Origin of the sequence: Flavihumibacter profundi, assembly GCF_020076305.1 — a bacterium.
Lineage (GTDB): Bacteria > Bacteroidota > Bacteroidia > Chitinophagales > Chitinophagaceae > Flavihumibacter > Flavihumibacter profundi.
On the sequence record NZ_JAIQXE010000003.1, the window covers coordinates 653,880 to 673,577 of the forward strand.

Below are 19,698 nucleotides of genomic sequence, written 5' to 3' on the forward strand. Positions count from 1 at the left end.
TTATTGTAGGACATACTATCTGCAGCAATAAATTTGGCCAATATCTGTCAGAAAAAAACAAACAAACGTTTGCGCTGAATTACGGATTATGGAACAGATACCTTAATTAAGGATATAAGTTGCAGAATATGAACCAGTTAGCAAAATATCCCAACAAAACCAGTTAATATGATTTCCAAGATACACTAGGCAATTATCTGTATTTTTAGCTATCGCTTCCGTGTCATGAAAAACAAGAAACTCCCGACAATTAAAGAAATAGCGAAACAATTGAACATCTCTGTTTCTACTGTTTCCAGGGCGCTGCACGACCATCCCAGCATCGGGTTAAGAACAAAAAGCAGGGTTCAGGAACTTGCAAAAGAGTTAGGATATGAACCAAACCAGACTGCCATATTTTTTAAGCAACGCAGGACTTTTACGATTGGTGTAGTGCTTCCTTACCTGATAGAGGATTTTTTTGCAGGAGCAATAAGCGGAATTGAAGAAGTAGTAAATGCCAGTAAATACAATGTGCTGATCGGGCAGTCTAATGATGATGTTGAGCGCGAAAAAGCCATCATTACTGCCATGAAAAATCAACGGGTTGATGGCATTATTGTTTCCCTGTCCAAACACACAAAGAATCTCGACCACTTTACAGCGCTGGAACGATATGATCTTCCTGTTGTGTTTTTTGATCGGGTCCCTGCATCCAATACATATAATAAAGTTGCATTCGACATGCCGCATGGCACACACCAGGCCATATCATTCCTGATGGAAAAAGGACATCGCCGGATAGGTATTATCAATGGTCCAAAAGAAATGAAATCTTCCAAGGAAAGAACAGATACCTATATGCAGGTATTACAGAAAAAAAGGTTGAAAATTGATCTTTCACTGGTAGCCTATTGTGATTTGACAAAAGAAGGCACATCCCTGGCAATGGAAACCCTCCTTGCCCTGAAACATCCGCCTACTGCAATTTTAGCTATTAATGACTATGTTGCCCTTGATGCTATCCAGTATGCCAAATCAAAAAACCTGATAAACAATAAGGATATATTTTTTGTCAGTTATGCCAACCTGCCAATTTCAAAATACCTGGAAAATCCCCCTATGGCATCTATTGAACAATACCCCAAGAAACAAGGTGAAAAAGCTGCTGAAATACTATTAAGTATGATTACCCACGAGGGTCCGGATCCCCTCGAACCACAGAATATTTTAATCCCCGGCGAATTGGTTGTCCATATAAGATAAGTCAAACGATTGCAAAACAAACCTGCAATAGTTATGCTTAGATTTATTCTTACATAACGGAATTGCTACATGAAAAAATTATTATTGCTGGCCTCATTTATAATGGCTTTGATGTGCCTCAATGCCCAGGATCCGAAATACACTGACGGGAAACACAGCTGGAATGAAGATTCGCTTGGCAACCATCGCGCAGTAATAACGTTTTCAGGCAAGGGACAGGTAGCCAGGGTAATCATTTCCTGGAGAAGGCCAGATGAAAACCCCGACCTGAAAAGGATCATTGTTCAGGATGCAAGGACCAGCCAAAAAATCCTGAATACTTACTCCCGCCTCATTACAAACGAAAAAGGGGATATCCAGTTTGAACCTGTTTCAGGTCCCGGAACTTATTATATTTATTTCATGCCTTACAAAAACGAAGGCCGCGCCAACTATCCGAAAGGCAGTTATCTTCCTCCAGAAAATACCAGTTCAAAATCATGGTTGGCATCCTTGAAACAAAACCAACCTGTGAATGCCTTCGCGCATGAAATCCAGGCGATTGACGCTTTCAATAGTTTTTATCCGATGGAAGTTTGCGCAACGGCAGCGGAAACCCAGGCACTGGTAGCTAAATCTGGCCGCAAAGACTTTATCGTTTTCACGGAAGCCCGTGATAACCCCATCCGGATGCCTTCAACACTGCCATACCATTGGATAAAAAAAGGAACAAAAGCAAATTTTTCGGGTATAGCATCCCGTGGTGAAAAATATAGTTTCCAGATCGGGTTGTATACTTTGCAAAAGGTTGATAGTATCCAGCTTTCTTTTTCAGCACTTACTGATCAAAACGGCAATTCGATTCCAGCCGGAAACCTTTCCTGTATTAATACCCGTGGCATTGACTATAAGGGCCAGGCTTTTGAAAAAACCCTGTCGGTGCCTGCAAGCCAGGTGCAGGCGCTGTGGTGCCTTGCAAATATTCCAGCCGAAACAAGACCCGGCACATACACCGGGAAAGTCCTGATTCATTCTGCAAAAACAAAACCATATACGTTAACTGTCACCATAAAGGTTAATGATAAAATCCTGGCGGACGGCGGGATCAGCGAACCCTGGAAACAAACCCGATTGCACTGGTTAAACTCAACCCTATTCCAGGATAATACCGTAATTGATCCCTATATCCCTATCAAAGTTGAAAACAATACCCTCAGCTTCCTTGGCAGGAAAGTTGAATTGAATGAAGACGGATTTCCCAAACAAATCCAAACTTTTTTCTCGCCGGAAATGACCGGTTACACTTCTACCCCGAATAACCTGCTGGCCAGCCCGATCCGGTTTGAATTTTCAGGAATTGATTCAGGAAGTATTAAATATGGTCCACCCGTATTCACAAAAAAACAGGAAGGGACAGTAGAATGGTCTGCTACCAGCAATATTGGAAACATCCAGATGAAGGTAAACGGTTCTCTTGAGTTTGACGGATTCATGACTTATACTGTGAAAATAACAGCACTATCAGATACAAAGGTGAACGATATCAGTATGCAGATTCCATTAGAAAAAGATGCAGCAAAATACATGATGGGACTTGGACAAACCGGTGGAACAAGGGCACAAAATTTCAATTGGAAATGGAATGTAGCATATAAAAACCAGGATGGTGCATGGCTTGGAAATGTAAATGCCGGCTTACAATATTCCCTGCGGGATGAAAATTATTCCCGCCCCTTAAATACAAATTTTTACCTGCAAAAACCATTGAACCTGCCAACATCCTGGGGCAATGAAAACAAGGGTGGTATAAGGATTACCGAAAATGGAAACTCCGTTTTAGTGAATAATTACAGTGGAGACCGGCTGGTCAAAGAGGGTGAGTCACTGTATTACAATTTCACCTTGCTCATTACCCCGTTTCATCCTATCAATACAGACTTTCAATGGGAAAACCGTTTCTACCACCGTGCCCACCCCATAGAAACCATTAAAGCCAGCGGGGCAACTGTTGTTAATATACACCATGGCACCCGAATAAATCCATGGATTAATTATCCCTTTATTGAATACAGGCAAATGAAGGCCTTTATCGATTCGGCCCACCAGGCCGGACTGAAAGTCAAAATTTACAACACCGTCCGGGAACTTTCAGATAAAGCCTATGAAACCTTCCCGATGCGAAGCCTTGGACACGAAATTTATTCTCCCGGAAAAGGCGGCGGATTCAGTTGGCTTCAGGAACATATTGGTAAAGATTATATCGCAGCATGGTTTGTTCCTGAGGTGAAAGATGCAGCTATTGTTAACAGTGGTATGAGCCGCTGGCATAATTATTACGTTGAAGGCATGAACTGGCTGGTACAAAATGTTGGTATTGATGGTATTTACCTGGATGATGTTGCTTTTGACCGCATTACCATGAAAAGGATCAAACGCGCACTAACAAAAGATGGCCATCCCGGAATTATTGACCTCCATTCAGCAAACCAATTCAATAAAAATGACGGGTTCAATAATAGCGCTAACCTTTACCTTGAACACTTCCCTTACCTCAACAGGTTATGGTTCGGCGAATATTTCGACTATGAAAAAAACAAACCCGATTTCTATTTAACTGAAGTGAGTGGTATACCATTCGGATTAATGGGTGAAATGCTGGAAGGTGGTGGTAACCCATGGCGGGGTATGGTGTATGGAATGACGAACAGGTATCCGTGGGATGAAAAAGCGGATCCCCGGAATATCTGGAAAGCCTGGGATTCATTTGGTATGAAAGGTACCAGTATGGTTGGTTACTGGAGCCCGAACTGCCCGGTTACAACATCGGTACCCGGAGTATTGGCAACTGTTTACCAAAAACAAGGTGCAGCAATGATTTCAGTGGCAAGTTGGGCAGATGAAAATACAAATTTTAAATTGTTGATCGATTGGAAGAAACTTGGCATAAACCCGGAAAAAGCAACCATTTCAGCTCCCGCTATTAAAAATTTCCAGGAAGCCAAAACCTTCCATCAGGATGACCTGATTCCGGTGGAAAAAAACAAAGGATGGCTGATTATCATAAAAGAAGGCTAAAGCCTAAAAATATTACCATGAAGAAATTAATCCTTTTGCTGATACTAACGGTAATTTATAATTTATCTTTTGCACAGGTCCATCCGGCCACAGCAAAAGAATACAAAAAAATATATGCCACATACCCATTTTCGGATCCCAACCCGATTCCCCTTCTTACGGCCGTTTACCCCTATTTCAGGTTTGACGGTTTTACTACCAAACCAGAACAACATGCATGGAAAGTAGTTGAGTTGGAAAATGATTTTATAAAATTGCTGATACTGCCTGAAATTGGCGGGAAAATATGGACGGCCATTGACAAAACAACCAATAAGCCGTTTTTGTACGATAACGGCGTGGTTAAATTCAGGGATATTGCCATGCGCGGACCCTGGACCAGTGGCGGACTGGAAGCGAATTACGGCATTATAGGACATACCCCTAATTGCGCTACGCCCGTAGATTATACCATTCAGAAAAATGAAGATGGAAGTGTCAGCTGTTTTATTGGTGTATTGGAATTATTAAGCAGGAGCTACTGGCGAATGGAAATTAACCTGCCTGCAGATAAAGCATATTTCACAACGAGGTCTTTCTGGTATAATGCAACACCATTGGAACAACCTTATTACCATTGGATGAATGCAGGCCTGAAAGCAAGTGGTAACCTGGAATTTATTTATCCGGGTAATAAATACCTTGGCCACGAAGGGGAACATGCAAGCTGGCCGGTTAACAGTGATGGGAAAAAAATTTCCTGGTACAATGAAAACAATTTTGGCGGTTATAAAAGCTACCATGTATTCGGCAAATATGCAGAGTTCTCAGGTGCTTACTGGCATGACGAGGATATGGGCATGGTAAGATATGCTTCCAGGGAAAACAAAGCCGGAACAAAAATCTGGATCTGGGGATTGTCAAACCAGGGAATGATCTGGGAAAAATTACTGACTGACAAAGATGGGCAATACGTTGAACTCCAAAGCGGCCGGCTTTTTAACCAGAACGCTGAAAAAAGTAGTTTAACCCCTTTCAAACATGTAACATTTGCACCGTATGCGACAGATACCTGGACAGAATATTGGTACCCCGTGGGTGCTACCGAAGGAATTGTGAAAGCCACAGATCTTGGCGCATTAAACATCATGGAAGAAAATGGATGGCTGAAGATCCGGTTTAGTCCGGTTCAATCATTTACAGATACCTTACAAATCCGTGAAGGCAACAACCTTGTATACAGTAAAGTTGTTCAAGCGGTACCATTGCGTGTATTTAAGGATTCCATCCCGCTAAACACACACAAAAATCCCCTGACAGCCGACTTTGCAGAACATTCATTCAGCTATAACAGTGATCCGGCTTCCGGCGACCTTGCAAGGCCGGCTGATGCACCTGCCAATTTTAACTGGAATTCATTTTATGGTTTATATGTACAAGGCAAAGAAGCTATGGCCATGAAAAATTTTGCTCTGGCAGAAGAGAAATTTATAGCCTCCCTGCGTATGGATGAAAATTACCTGCCATCATTGGTTATGCTGGCAGAAATTTATTACCGGAATATGAGGTATGAAGAAGCCTTATCCATGGCATCAAAGGCCATCAGCATTGATGCACATGATGGTGCAGCGAATTACTTTTACGGCCTTGCCAATGAGGCATTGGGCCATAGCACTGACGCCAAAGATGGTTTTTCACTGGCTACTTTATCTATGAATTACCGCTCTGCAGCATACAACAGGTTGAGCCGTATAGCTATCAGGGAAAATAATCCCGAAAGGGCATTGGATTTTGCCAATAAAGCACTTGATTTCAATAGTTTTAATATGGATGCGGCCCAGCTAAAGGCTGTCAGCTTTAGGTTGCAACACAATGAATCCGCTGAAGGCACAACACTGGAAGCAATTCGCAGGCTGGATCCATTAAGTCATTTTGCTGCTATTGAAACATACTTAAACCATCCAACAGAAGAAAATAAAACGCTGTTAAGCCAACTGATCGTAAACGAATTACCGCAGGAATCATACCTGGAGTTGGCAACCTGGTATTATTCAATCGGCCAGGAATCTTATGCATTGCAGGTTTTAGAACTGTCCCCTAATTGCCCTGAAGTACAATTCTGGAAGAGCTTCCTGAACAAAGCAAAAATCGATTTCACTAAAATAAATCTTCGGTTATCCTTTCCATTCAGGTCAGAGACAGCAATGGTCCTTAACAACCTGCTTAAGGAACAGGACCATTGGATGTTGAAGTACCAACTCGCACTCATCTATAAGGACAGGAACCGGATCACAGAAGCAAAAGATTTGCTGAATAGCTGTGGCGATAAACCAGACTATGCCCCATTTTATGCTACCAGGGCCGCCATTTGCGGAAGCGATAACAACGGTAATGCCATTGCCGACTACCAAAAAGCTTTGTCCCTCGATAATAACTGGCGGTATAATAAATTACTTGCCCAACTTTATATTTCCCGCCAGGAACCTGAAAAAGCATTGCCCATAGTACAGCAATTCTATAAGGCAAATCCCGATAATTATATCATGGGTATGCTATATGCCAAGACACTCCTGCTTAACAGGAAATTCCCTGAAACAGATGCAGTACTAAAACAATTAAATATTATTCCCTTTGAAGGCGCGACCGATGGCCGTGAATTATACCGGGAAGCTAAATTGATGCAGGCGGTGGAACAAATGAAAAAAAACCAATACAAGAAAGCATTGAAATTCATCGAGGCTTCCAGGTTATGGCCGGAAAACCTTGGTGTTGGAAAACCATATGAAGAAGATATTGACTACAGGCTTGAAAATTGGCTGACCTACAGCTGCAATGAGAAAACCGGCCAATCAAAAAAGAACGAGGCTATCTTGCAGGAAATAATTGCATTTCGTCCCCGAATAGAGAATACCATTCGAAATTTTATACCTTCCAATGAACTCGTTACTGCATGGACTTATAAAGCCTTGAAAAGGCCCGAAAAGGGGGCGGCCTGGATGGAGCAGCAATCAAAAACCTACCCAGATAACAAACTGATTGCCTGGGGAAAAGCCGTATTTGAAAACCAACCGCAACCCATATTGCAGCTTTCCGAAAAAGATGCCAACACAAGGATACTGGAAGCCTATATGCAGCTTGAAAAAAAATAAAAGATTATTTCCTTACACTTGTCAGTTCCTCCCAATACTCAGCAGCCCGCCTCGTATGTGGAATAACAATGGTTCCGCCTACAATATTGGCTACTGCAAATATTTCATATAATTGGGCAGTGGTTACCCCCTGCTCAAAACATTTTCCCAAATGGTATTTAATGCAGTCATCGCACCTCAAAACCATGCTTGCAACCAGTCCCAGCATTTCCTTTGTATGTGTTGAAAGAGCCCCCTCTTCATAGGTATTGGTATCGAGGTTCCATAAACGCTTCATCACCAGGTTATTTTTACTCAAGATTACTTCGTTCATTCTTGCCCGGTAATCATTAAAGTCCTGTATTAAATTGCTCATAAAAGACGATTTACAGTGCCAAATGTACGGAAGCAGAACTGCACATTTCGTACATTAGACCGTAAAGCAATAGTATGAAAGCCAGCCTACTTTTATTAATCCAGCTTTTTACCCTGGCTGTCATGGCCCAATCTTCAAAAGATCCTGTTAAGCTTACCGACATGTTAAAAATCAAACAAGTCTATGGCCTGCAATTATCTAAAGATGGCAGCAAAGCTTATTTTATGGTAACATCAATTGAACCTGACGCAGAAAAAAAATGGGAGTACCAATTCCAGACACAAATCTGGTCGGTAAATACGGACGGACTATCTGCACCCAAACAACTCACTTCAGCTAAGGACGGAGCATCACAAATCGCCCTGAGCCCCGATGGCCAGCAGATAGCGTTTATCCGGTCAGCAGACAGCAAGTCACAGCTTTTCCTTCTTCCATTAAATGGTGGTGAAGCAATCCAGTTAACAAAGTCAAAATATGGTGTTTCCTCGCCTAAATGGAGCCCCGATGGCAAACAAATCGTATTCATTGGTAATATTCCATGGAAAGACCTGGCCAATGATTCTTCATTAAATTCCCGGCGTGAATTGCCCTTATGGGCAACCGAAAAGCCCGGATTTACAGATTATAGTTTCCTGAATAATGGCCGCAGCATTGCAGATCCAGATGGTTCTGTTGCAGAAGCAAGGGCCTGGTTGCAACTAAATGAAAAAGATAAAAAAGCAAAAGTGATCAATCGCCTGCAATTCCAGGAAGAATCAACCACTACAGGCGATATCGTAATTTCGCAGGTATTTATTATTGCTGCATCACCTGGTGCCACGGCCCGCCAATTGACAAGCGGATTCAATAGTTATAGTAACCCCCAGTTCATTTCAAATTCAAAATTACTTGTTGAAGGCGAGGCCGATGAAACAATTCTTCCCGACCGAAACGAGGCCGTTGCTTTATATACTTTGAAAACTGACGGGACAAACCCTGTAAAATTCCTTTCGGCCAAAGACAGTAGTTATTATGGCGCTGCAATTTCTCCGTCAGGAAAATGGATTTCCTTTCAATATGCACCGGTTGATTCAACAGCCGTTCCGGATCTGGCTATAATACCATCAAATGGCACACAGAAAGACATAATTAAAATTCCGCTTGACCGCAGTAAAAGCAACCTGGTGTGGAAAGGCGATGAATGTTTATATGGTGTGGCCCAAAGCAATGGTGGAGCAATTTTGTTTCAATACGACCTCAAGTCTAAAAAATTAATAACACTTGGATCAACAGACGAAGGTATCAGTAGCCCTGTTATAACGGGAAACCAAATGGCTTATGTTAAAACTACAGTCAACAACCCATTTGAAGTTTATACCAATAACGTTGCCGGAAAAAACGAAAAGCGAATTTCCGGATTCAACGAGGAATGGCTCACAGGCAGGTCAATCGCTCAACCCGTTAAATATAGTTTTGTCAATAAAAAAGGGCTGACTATAGAATACTGGGTAATGAAGCCCACTAATTATATACCCGGGAAAAAATATCCATTGCTGCTTGAAATACATGGAGGACCCAAAGCTATGTGGGGCCCTGGTGAAAGTACCATGTGGCATGAGTTCCAGTTCTGGTGCAGCAAAGGCTATGGAGTCGTTTACTGCAATCCCCGCGGATCAGGCGGTTACGGCAGCTCTTTCCTGAAATCCAATTTCAAAGACTGGGGCAAGGGTCCGATGGAAGATGTACTCCATGCACTGGATAATACTGTTGAAGAAGGATGGGCCGATTCCAGCCATCTTTTTGTTACCGGCGGCTCCTATGCCGGTTATCTTGTAGCCTATATAATAGGGCACGACCAACGCTTTAAAGCAGCCTGCAGCCAGCGGGGTGTTTATGACCTGAATACTTTTTTTGGGGAAGGAAATGCCTGGAAGCTTGTGCCAGAATATTTCGGTGGTTATCCGTGGGACAGGTCAACAAAGGAAATCCTTGATTGCGAATCGCCCATTAGTTATGTTAAAAACATTAACACTCCCCTCATAATTTTCCATGGTGAAAACGACCTGAGAACCGGGGTAATTGGTAGTGAAGAGCTCTATAAAAGCCTTAAAGTATTGGGCCGACCTGTTGAATATGTGCGGCAACCCAACGCAACCCATGAGATAACCCGCAGCGGGAATAACCGGCAACGGTTGGATCAATTATTGCGCACATGGGAATACTTTGAAAGGTTCAGGTAACACCGACGGTAAATTATTTATCTTTCCAAATTAATCTGAAGTCCACAATATGAAATTCGGTGATTTATTAAAAGCCTCCTTATTGCCTTCTCTGGTTCTGGTATGTTCATTATTACATGCGCAGCAATTTGATTCTGCCTTAATGAAACTGGAATCAAATTTTCCGCAGGAGAAACTGTACCTGCATTTCGATAAAAATGCCTATAACCCCGGAGAAACGATCTGGACTAAATCCTATATTCTCGTGGGTAATTCTGTATCGAACATCAGTAAAAACGTTTATTCAGAATTGCTTGACCAGCAAGGAAAATTAATCCAGAGAAAAATTACACCCATAATTTTATCAGGTTCTGCAGCCTCTTTTGAGTTGCCAACAAACTTAACGGATTCGATTGTTTATGTGCGCGCATATACAAACTGGATGCTCAATTTTGACACCGCTTTCTTATTTGTAAAAGCAATACCAATAATCACAGATAAGAAAATCAATGCCGCAAAACCAGCCCTTGTCCCAACCACTTTCCTTCATTTTTTTCCTGAAGGAGGCGACCTGGTAGAAAGTGTTGGATCGGCTGTTGCATTTAAAGCAAATGATGCAAGGGGGCTGCCGGTTAAAATTAGTGGAGATATCCTCAATAGCAAAGGTGTAAAAGTTGGTTCATTTGCTTCGGAACATGATGGAATGGGCAAATTTCCGTTTACCCCGGAACCAGGAGAACAATACAAGGCAGTATGGAAAGATCAGGCAGGGAAACCACAGCAAACCAATTTACCTGCGGCAAAAAATAACGGCGTTGTACTTTCCATTTCCCAGGTGCCTGATGGCATCCAGTTTATTTTGAAAAGAAGGGAGGACGCCACAGGACAATTCCCTGTATTGCATATTGTGGCCCAGGAACAACAACAAATTGTTTACCAGGCAAAGGCCAACCTTACAAAATCTTCGGCCGTACGTTCCATAATTCCCACGGAAAATATCCCAACGGGAATACTACAGGTAACCATTTTTGATGAAAATAAAAGGCCCCTCGCCGAAAGAATTGTGTTTGTTAACCACCAGGATTATTATTTTATCACCGACCTGAATGTGCAATTAAAATCACTTGAAAAGAGAGGGAAAAATGTATTACAGGTAGACGTTCCTGACACCCTGACCTGTAATTTGTCTATGGCCATTACCGACCTTGGTCTTAACCCGGTCCAGCCCGGGGAGAGTGATATTTTTTCGCACCTGTTGTTAACCAGTGATATAAAAGGTTATGTGCACAATCCCGGATATTATTTTTCAAGCGATGCCGATTCTGTTGCAAAGCATCTCGACCTGGTGATGATGACTAATGGATGGAGAAGATTCAAATGGGAAGATATACTTGCAGAAAAATGGCCAGCCATTTCGCATATGCCCGATAACTACATTACGCTGGAAGGGAATATCTCCGGACTAATTAAATCCGAATTAGTGAACCAGGAACTTTCAGGGTTCCTTAATTTAAAAAATGGTGGGCAGCAAATGATCAATATCCCAGTCCAGAGAGATGGAAAATTTTATATACCCGGTCTCTATTACTATGATACTGCTAAAATTTATTACCAGTTTAACAATGATAAAAACAAGCTGCTCACCACTAAGGCAGTTATAGATATAAAGAATAATTTCATGCTTAACAGCGGACCATTTTATCCAGATCCGCTATCGGTTTACCAGGTTAACAGGCCAGACAACCAGGCAGCCCTGCGAAATAAAAATATAGCCAAGAAAAACATTGAGGTTATTGAAGGGGAGCGTAAGGTTCAAACACTTGCTAATGTTGATGTTGTGGCAAAGCAAAAGTCCAAAAAGGCTAAGATGGATGAACAATATGCTTCCGGATTTTTCAGTGGCGGAGATGCCTATACATTTATTTTGGAAGATGATCCTTCAGCACAGGGATCACTAAGCGTATTGGAATATTTACAGGGAAAAGTTGCGGGATTACAAATTACCGGATCAGGTACGCAAATGAGCATGAGCTGGCGCGGAGCAACTCCCAGCCTGTTTCTAAATGAAATGTCTGGTGATGTTTCTCTTATCCAAAATCTTTCTATGAGTGATGTTGCCATGGTAAAAGTATTCAGGCCCCCGTTTTTCGGGGCACCTGGCGGGGGAAGTGGCGGCGCCATTGCAGTATATTCAAAAAAGGGCGGACGCATGAATAATGATAAGGTGAAGGGACTTAATTTTTCAAAGATCCCGGGATATGCCCCGGAAAAACAGTTCTATTCGCCTGATTATTTAAGCCTGGATACAGACCGGAGCCAGGATGACCTGCGGACAACCTTATATTGGAACCCAACTATTTATACCGATAAAAATAACCGCAGGCTATATTTCACATTTTTTAATAATGATGTGGCTAAGAAATACAGGATTATTATTGAAGGGGTAAATACAGAAGGCAAATTGACGAGGATCGAAAAAATTGTAGGGCAATAGCCTAATACTTTGAAAATATGCTGGAAAGAATAATTCCCGGATATAACAGGCTTCGCCTTTGCCTCTTATATCTTGTATTGGCACTATCCGGCATTGAAGGAGCATCAGCACAAGATTTCGATTCCCTACTCAATACCCTTAATAATAACTACCCTAAAGAAAAACTTCATATCCACTTTGATAAAGCAGTTTATAATCCAGGTGAAACAATTTGGCTAAAAGCTTACCTGTTTAATGGGAATACACCTTCTGAACTCAGCAAAAATATTTATACAGAACTGATTGATGAGAAAGGAAAAGTACTACAGCGAAATATTTCGCCGGTAATATTTTCAAGCGCTGCGGCATCCTTTGAAATCCCACCAGGCAGCACCGATTCCGTATTATTTATCAGGGCCTATACGAGATGGATGTTAAACTTCGATGCCTCTTTTCTTTATATAAAATCAATCCCGGTTATACAAACAGGCAATAGCGCAAAAAAAAGCACAACTATTGTTCCGGTTGCATTTCTCCAATTTTTCCCAGAAGGTGGCGACCTTGTGCAAGGCATCGAATCTGTCTTAGCTTTTAAAGCAACAGATGCAAAAGGACTGCCTGTAAACATAAAAGGGGAAATTAAAAATTCCAAAGGAGTTACCATAACAAGTTTCCAATCACAGCATGATGGAATGGGAATTTGCAAATTAACGCCACTTCCAAAAGAGCAGTACAAAGCAGTATGGACGGGCCCGGAAGGTAAAATGCAGGAAAGCCGGTTACCTGAAACAAAATTGCATGGCATAGTTATAGAAGCTCAATGCCTGGGCGGAGGTATACAATTTGCCATCAAAAGAAATGAATCAGCTGCAGGGGAATTTCCTGCTGTAAATATTGTTGCCCAGGCGCAACAGCAATTGGTTTACCAGGCTACAGTATTCTTAACAAAATCTGCAACAATTACTACTGCCATTCCGGCTTTGAACCTTCCCTCGGGGATTGTGCAATTAACCGTTTTTTCAACCGACGGAAAGCCATTGGCAGAAAGAATAGTTTTTGTAAACCATGGTGATTACTCATTTGCAACCGAACTGCATTCGCCTGAAAAATGCCTTGAAAAAAGAGGCAAAAACATAATCCAGATAGACGTACCTGATTCCCTGACCAGCAACCTGTCTGTTTCTGTTTCAGATGAAAGCGGTAATCCCTCGCTTGGCGAAAGCGATGATATTTATTCCCATATACTGCTAACCAGCGACATTAAGGGATATGTGCATAATCCGGCCTACTATTTTTCATCTGGTGCTGATTCGGTTTCCCGACATCTTGACCTTGTAATGCTTACAAACGGCTGGAGAAGATTCACCTGGAATGATGTATTGGCGGGAAATTTTCCCTCACTAATACATGATGCCGAGGACCCGTTGACCATCAATGGGATTCTGGACGGACTTCCCCAAAAACAACTCAATAAAAAAAGGGATTTAACCCTTATTGTTGGAATAAAAAACAGCCAACAGGAAATATTAAGTATTCCGGTTTCCAGTGATGGCAGGTTTACCGTAAACAATATATTGTTTTATGATACCGCCAGGGTTTTTTACCAGATCAACAAGGATAAAAATAAATTTCTCACAAGTAATACGAGCTTGAAACTCAGTACTAATTTTCTGCTTAGTGCTCCCCCATTTTCAATAGATTCCCTTGTTACTTACAGTTTACCACAATTTGAATCTGCAGTCACTATGTATAACGAGGATATTACTTCAAAGAATTTTGCCGTAATTGAAAGCCATCGAAAAGTACAAACTCTGGATAGTGTCACCGTAGTTGGCCGCCAGAAAACCAAAAGGGAACTTTTGGATGACCGTTATACTACCGGACAGTTTAAAGGTGGTAATGATTTTATTTTTATTCCGGATGATGACCCTTCCGGATTTGGCGCAACCAATGTATTCATGTACCTGCAGAATAAGGTGCCCGGATTAACTATCTGGAATTATGGATCCTATGTAGAAGTTTTCATGCGCGGAGGTAAACCGGGGCTCTATTTCAACGAAATGCCTGTATCATTAGGTCAACTTTACGATACACCAATGGAAGATATTGCTATGGTAAAAGTTTTCCGGCCACCATTTATTGGAAATTTTGGCGGGGGTTCAGGTGCAATTGCTGTTTATCGGAAAACGGGTAAAGATTTACTGAAAAGTATAAAAGGGTTGAACACAACAAAAGTAACCGGTTACACCAGCGACAAGCAATTCTATTCGCCTGATTATGCAAAATATGACCCGGCATACAATGATGAAGACCTTCGGACCACATTATACTGGAATCCATTTGTAATAACAGATAAGGATAACCGCAGTGTAACATATAGCTTTTACAATAATGATTCAACAAAAAAATTCAGGATCGTCATTGAAGGCATAAACACAGCAGGAAAGCTGACCCATATTGAAAAAATTGTGGAGTAACTGCATAAAAAAACAGGCCATCATTTCTGATGGCCTGCAAATTTTTGGGTGATGACCTAAGTCATCGGCTGGTGTTTACCAACGGCTTCCGCTGTTAGAACCACTGAAAGAGCGACGGTTTCCACCACCGCTGCCGCCGAAGTTACCACCGCCACCATTGCTACCACCACGCTCTTCGCGGGGTTTTGCAACTGATACGCGGATAGCACGTCCTTCAACCATACCACCATCCAGTTCGCCGATTGCTTTCTGGGCAGCTGTTTCATCGGCCATCTCCACAAAACCAAAGCCACGGCTTTTGTTGGTGAATTTGTCCATGATTACACGGGCAGAAGTTACTTCGCCATACTCGGCAAAAAATTCTCTCAGGTCTTCGTCTTCAACATTGAAGCTCAGATTTGAAACGTAAATGTTCATACTAAAAATAAAAAAATAAAAAATAATGAGCGATAAGATACAGGCGGGAGATTACCAGATAGCAGAAAATGCGTAGCAGAATAACTCGATCCAATCCGGGATCATTAACTCAAATGACGCTGCAAAGATATACCCAAATACCTTCACCACCAATTAAAATATGTTAACAACCTTTTCGGCAACTGCTATTTTGATGCGCTTTGTGGCTTATTGGTTCCGTGCAGGCCCCGGTATGCCAGGAATGAGCTAACCAATACAAGTAGGGCTGACATCAGGAAAGGAGCGCCCGGAAACCTTACAGGTGCCTGGGGCCGGGTAAACCATGAAAACAGGTTGGTCATCAGCGGCGGGCCAATTATTGAGGTTGCACTCATCAGGCTGGTTAAGGCACCCTGCAACTCACCCTGTTCATTGGAAGGTACTGCAGAGGAAATAATGCCCTGTATTGCAGGCCCGGCAATTCCACCCATACTATACACTACGGTAAATACAAACATCATCCAGCTTTGTGTGGCAAAAGCATATAACAAAAATCCAACACTATAAAATAACAACCCGATGTAAACACTTCGTTCATTCCCAAGCCTGGGGATTATTGCCCTGATCAAACCGCCCTGCACAATAGCAACCATCAATCCGGCAAACCCTAATGAGTACCCTATGATCTTCTCATTCCATCCGAACTTTTCAATATTGTAAAAGGTCCATGTGCTTTGCACCGCGTGAACTGAAATATAAACCAGCACAAGCGACACGATTAATCCGCTTACGGCAGGATATTTTTTCAGCTGAATTAATGAACCAAGCGGATTTGCCCTTTTCCAGTCGAAAAAGCGGCGATTTTCTACAGATAATGATTCCGGTAAAATAATATATCCGTAAAGGGCATTAAGCAAACTGAGTATGGCTGCAGCAATAAAGGGGATCCTGGCACCATACTGGCCCAGCAGGCCGCCAATAACGGGACCAATAATAAAACCCAACCCAAATGCAGCACCGATGATACCAAAATTCTGTGCCCTGTTTTCCGGCGTGCTGATATCAGCAATATAAGCAGACGCTGTTGTAAAACTTGCCCCGAATATGCCTGCAAAGATCCGCCCTACAAAAAGCCAGCCTATGGTTGGAGCAAATGCCAGGAATAAATAATCAATCCCAAAGCCCAGGAGCGATAAAAGCAATACCGGACGCCGACCATACTTATCGCTTAAATTTCCAATTATGGGAGCAAAAATAAACTGCATAATAGCATATGAAAATCCCATCCATCCGCCATATTTAGAGGCCTCACTTATATTGCCATGGATCAGCCCCTGGATCAGTTTTGGGATGACCGGTATGATAATTCCTAACCCTGTAACATCCAGCAATAGCGTAACAAAAATAAAACCAAGCGCTGCTTTTCTATTTGTTGCCATAAAAAATGGATTATCGCTTTTACCTGTGAAAACGATTGCGTGAAATTAATCCCTTTTGATTGACTATTTTGAGAGTTCATATAATTAGTCAATATGCCCAGTCAATCTTCCACGCAACAACGAAATGCAATCATCATCATTGGCATCCTCTTTTTCTGTTTTGGTTTCATCACCTGGCTGAATAGTACATTGATCCCGTTTTTAAAAATTGCCTGCCAGCTGGATAATGATATCCAGGCTTTCTTTGTTACGTCTGCTTTCTACATGGCCTATTTCTTCCTGGCACTACCTTCGGCTAAGATCCTGGAAAAGGTAGGGTATAAAAAAGGAATGGCCCTGGGCCTCTTTATTATGGCGATTGGTTCCCTTGTTTTTATCCCTGCATCATATAACCGCAGTTTTCCATTATTCCTAACAGGCCTTTTCGTCCAGGGAATGGGACTTGCCCTCTTACAAACCGCATCCAATCCATATATCAGTATTGTTGGGCCAATTGAAAGTGCAGCCAAAAGAATTAGTATGATGGGCATTTGCAATAAGCTGGCCGGGGTATTAAGTCCAATTATCCTGGGAGCCATTGTTTTAAAAAACGCCCAGTCAATTGAAAACAATATTTTATCCGCAACAGATCCACTAATAAGGGAAGGGCTCCTGGGTCAATTGGCACAAAGGATAATCACTCCTTATATAATTATTACTATTGTCCTGGTTTTGTTATCTGTTTTTATACTGCTTTCAAAGCTGCCGGAGATTAACAATCCTGAAACAGCAGAAACTCCGGGTATACCAGAGAAAAATTCCATTCTTTCTTTTCCGCACCTTTTATTGGGGGTGGTTTGCCTGTTCTTTTATGTTGGTGTCGAAGTTCTTGCCGGTGACGCAATCGGTACCTATGGAAAAGCTATGGGAATGAGCCTTGATATCACCAAATACTTTACTGCATTTACTTTAGGGGCCATGCTTCTTGGATATATCATTGGGGTTTTTGCTATCCCAAAATACTTAAGCCAGCAACAAGCCCTGCTCGGGTCTGCCATACTGGGTATCATTTTAAGTTTGGGCATTTATTTTACCCATGGATATGTGTCAATTACCTGCATTGCGTTACTTGGATTGGCAAATGCCCTGATGTGGCCTGCCTTTTTTCCCCTCGCAATTGACGGATTGGGAAAGTTTACACAAATAGGGTCTGCACTATTAATTATGGGTATAGCGGGTGGGGCCATTATCCCGCTTTTATATACATCAATGAAAGACAAGCTGTTTATACCGAATGAATTGTCCTTCTTTTTATGTGTTTTCCCTGCTTATGTATACATTCTCTACTATGCTACAAGAGGGCATAAGGCCGGCAAATTAAAAATGGCAGTTTTGAAAAGCGGGGATTAACAATTTCCTGGGGTAATTATCCGGGTTTGCTCCTTAAAGTGAACGGGCTTACCTTTGCGGCCTACGCAACCTGATGCAATGACTAATCAACAATTTGATTTTGGTATGGTAGGACTTGGCGTTATGGGACGCAACCTCCTGCTCAATGTGGCTGATCATGGATTTAAAGCGATCGGATTTGATAAAGACCCGGGGAAAACAACTGACTTCGAAAAATCGGCCTCGCCCGGTACAATTGTTAAAGGGGTAAATACCCTCCAGGAAATGGTCAGCCAGCTCTCTGTGCCGCGTCGCATTATGATTCTTGTGCCTGCAGGCAAGCCGGTTGATGATGTTATTGAAAGCCTTTTGCCATTAGTGAATGAAGGGGATATCATTATCGATGGCGGAAATACCTATTATACAGATACCCTTCGTCGTTACCAATACCTGCAACCCAAAGGAATTCATTTTATCGGGGTTGGAGTTTCCGGCGGAGAAGAAGGTGCAAGGTTCGGACCCAGCATGATGCCTGGTGGCGATCTCGTTGCCTGGGAACACCTGAAACCCATTTTAGAATCCATCGCTGCCAAAGTAAACGGAGAGCCATGCGTTGACTATATGGGAAAAGGGGCAGCCGGCCATTTTGTTAAAATGGTGCATAACGGTATCGAATATTCTATAATGCAACTGATTTGCGAAGTATATGATATCCTGCACCGCGGCGCTGGTTTAACCAACGAAGAACTGCACCGGCTCTTCACCAAATGGAACGAAGGTGATTTGAAATCATACCTGATCGAAATCACTGCGGAAATTTTCTCGCAGAAAGATAATAAGACTGATGCGTTTCTGGTTGATATGATCCTGGATAAAGCCGGATCAAAAGGTACCGGAAAGTGGACTTCGCAAATTGCCATGGATATGGGAGTTGCTATTCCTTCAATAGATATGGCCGTAACTATGCGAAATATCTCATCATTGAAAACAGAGCGGGAAACTGCCGCTGAATTGCACCATCCTCAGCAAAACCAGGCCTTTAATACATTCTTCAGGGATGATTCACTTGTTGAAAACTGCCGGAAAGGATTATACACCGCCATCATACTAAGTTATGTGCAAGGCATGGCCATGCTGCATACTGCGTCGAAAGACCTGGATATGGAAATTCCACTCGACAATGCTGTTAAAGTATGGCGGGGTGGCTGTATCATCAGGTCAACACTGTTGGAATCATTTTATAATGCTTACCAGAAGAACCCGGAAACACCAAACCTGTTACTTGATTCATCCATATCCGAACTGGTTAAAAATAATATTGGCTCACTCAGGCAGATTGCCGCAGCATCAGCCCTTGCCGGGGTTCCGGCCGGAGCGCTAATGAATGCACTGGCCTATTATGATGCCTATACAACTGCAAGGCTTCCTTTGAACTTGCTGCAGGCTCAACGTGATTTCTTTGGTGCCCACACATATGAAAGGATTGACCAGGAAGGGAAGTTTCATACACAGTGGGGTAAGGCTTGAATCGTTAGTAACCGACTTATTTAATTAATTAGAAAACC

Annotated in this window: 11 protein-coding genes; 8 read left to right on the top strand and 3 right to left on the bottom strand. The window is 42.3% G+C overall.

Going from position 1 to position 19,698, the window contains the following annotated elements:
• Positions 1-225 precede the first annotated feature (225 nt).
• The 3 genes from LAQ65_RS17505 (at position 226) to LAQ65_RS17515 (ending at position 7,427) form a co-directional block, all read left to right on the top strand.
• Positions 226-1,245 carry a LacI family DNA-binding transcriptional regulator gene (locus LAQ65_RS17505; protein WP_224118298.1) on the top strand — a complete coding sequence of 340 codons (1,020 nt, stop codon included), beginning with the start codon at positions 226-228 and terminating at the stop codon, positions 1,243-1,245.
• Positions 1,246-1,314: 69 nt separating this feature from the next.
• Positions 1,315-4,299 carry a glycoside hydrolase domain-containing protein gene (locus LAQ65_RS17510; protein WP_224118299.1) on the top strand — a complete coding sequence of 995 codons (2,985 nt, stop codon included), beginning with the start codon at positions 1,315-1,317 and terminating at the stop codon, positions 4,297-4,299.
• 17 nt (positions 4,300-4,316) lie between these two features.
• A complete protein-coding gene (locus LAQ65_RS17515) occupies positions 4,317-7,427 on the top strand; it encodes a DUF5107 domain-containing protein (protein WP_224118300.1) in 3,111 nt (1,036 codons plus the stop codon).
• A 4-nt stretch (positions 7,428-7,431) separates the two neighbouring features.
• Here LAQ65_RS17515 and LAQ65_RS17520 read toward each other — a convergent pair whose 3' ends face one another.
• Positions 7,432-7,782, bottom strand: a complete 351-nt coding sequence (locus LAQ65_RS17520; protein ID WP_224118301.1) for a carboxymuconolactone decarboxylase family protein — start codon at positions 7,780-7,782, stop codon at positions 7,432-7,434.
• Positions 7,783-7,856: 74 nt separating this feature from the next.
• Here LAQ65_RS17520 and LAQ65_RS17525 point away from each other — a divergent pair, with 74 nt between their 5' ends.
• Genes LAQ65_RS17525 through LAQ65_RS17535 form a run of 3 tightly spaced genes read left to right on the top strand, consistent with a single transcriptional unit; the run spans position 7,857 to position 14,930 of the window.
• On the top strand, positions 7,857-10,001 hold the full coding sequence (locus tag LAQ65_RS17525; RefSeq protein WP_224118302.1) for a S9 family peptidase: 2,145 nt from the start codon (positions 7,857-7,859) through the stop codon (positions 9,999-10,001).
• 49 nt (positions 10,002-10,050) lie between these two features.
• Complete coding sequence (locus tag LAQ65_RS17530) at positions 10,051-12,474, top strand: hypothetical protein (RefSeq protein ID WP_224118303.1); 2,424 nt, start codon at positions 10,051-10,053, stop codon at positions 12,472-12,474.
• Positions 12,475-12,491: 17 nt separating this feature from the next.
• Positions 12,492-14,930 carry a hypothetical protein gene (locus tag LAQ65_RS17535; protein WP_224118304.1) on the top strand — a complete coding sequence of 813 codons (2,439 nt, stop codon included), beginning with the start codon at positions 12,492-12,494 and terminating at the stop codon, positions 14,928-14,930.
• A 75-nt stretch (positions 14,931-15,005) separates the two neighbouring features.
• Here the strand turns inward: LAQ65_RS17535 and LAQ65_RS17540 are convergent, their stop codons facing one another.
• Both LAQ65_RS17540 and LAQ65_RS17545 read right to left on the bottom strand, forming a co-directional pair.
• Positions 15,006-15,347, bottom strand: a complete 342-nt coding sequence (locus LAQ65_RS17540; protein WP_224118305.1) for an RNA recognition motif domain-containing protein — start codon at positions 15,345-15,347, stop codon at positions 15,006-15,008.
• Positions 15,348-15,532: 185 nt separating this feature from the next.
• Entirely contained in the window at positions 15,533-16,765 is a 1,233-nt protein-coding gene (locus LAQ65_RS17545; protein ID WP_224118306.1) for a TCR/Tet family MFS transporter, read from the bottom strand.
• A gap of 93 nt (positions 16,766-16,858) precedes the next feature.
• Between LAQ65_RS17545 and LAQ65_RS17550 the strand changes: the two genes are divergently transcribed.
• Together LAQ65_RS17550 and gndA are read left to right on the top strand one after the other, a co-directional pair.
• The gene (locus LAQ65_RS17550; protein ID WP_224118307.1) at positions 16,859-18,154 is read left to right on the top strand and encodes a sugar MFS transporter; all 1,296 of its coding nucleotides are present in this window, start codon (positions 16,859-16,861) and stop codon (positions 18,152-18,154) included.
• 78 nt (positions 18,155-18,232) lie between these two features.
• A complete protein-coding gene (gene gndA / locus LAQ65_RS17555; RefSeq protein WP_224118308.1) occupies positions 18,233-19,660 on the top strand; it encodes an NADP-dependent phosphogluconate dehydrogenase in 1,428 nt (475 codons plus the stop codon).
• Positions 19,661-19,698: the final 38 nt, after the last annotated feature.

What these genes read in the sequence shown, in the direction of transcription:
- LAQ65_RS17540 (WP_224118305.1), bottom strand. Translation starts at nt 15,347, where the DNA reads ATGAACATTTACGTTTCAAATCTGAGCTTCAATGTTGAAGACGAAGAC.
- LAQ65_RS17550 (WP_224118307.1), top strand. Translation starts at nt 16,859, where the DNA reads ATGCCCAGTCAATCTTCCACGCAACAACGAAATGCAATCATCATCATT.
- LAQ65_RS17505 (WP_224118298.1), top strand. Translation starts at nt 226, where the DNA reads ATGAAAAACAAGAAACTCCCGACAATTAAAGAAATAGCGAAACAATTG.
- LAQ65_RS17545 (WP_224118306.1), bottom strand. Translation starts at nt 16,765, where the DNA reads ATGGCAACAAATAGAAAAGCAGCGCTTGGTTTTATTTTTGTTACGCTA.
- LAQ65_RS17530 (WP_224118303.1), top strand. Translation starts at nt 10,051, where the DNA reads ATGAAATTCGGTGATTTATTAAAAGCCTCCTTATTGCCTTCTCTGGTT.
- LAQ65_RS17510 (WP_224118299.1), top strand. Translation starts at nt 1,315, where the DNA reads ATGAAAAAATTATTATTGCTGGCCTCATTTATAATGGCTTTGATGTGC.
- gndA (WP_224118308.1), top strand. Translation starts at nt 18,233, where the DNA reads ATGACTAATCAACAATTTGATTTTGGTATGGTAGGACTTGGCGTTATG.
- LAQ65_RS17520 (WP_224118301.1), bottom strand. Translation starts at nt 7,782, where the DNA reads ATGAGCAATTTAATACAGGACTTTAATGATTACCGGGCAAGAATGAAC.
- LAQ65_RS17515 (WP_224118300.1), top strand. Translation starts at nt 4,317, where the DNA reads ATGAAGAAATTAATCCTTTTGCTGATACTAACGGTAATTTATAATTTA.
- LAQ65_RS17535 (WP_224118304.1), top strand. Translation starts at nt 12,492, where the DNA reads ATGCTGGAAAGAATAATTCCCGGATATAACAGGCTTCGCCTTTGCCTC.
- LAQ65_RS17525 (WP_224118302.1), top strand. Translation starts at nt 7,857, where the DNA reads ATGAAAGCCAGCCTACTTTTATTAATCCAGCTTTTTACCCTGGCTGTC.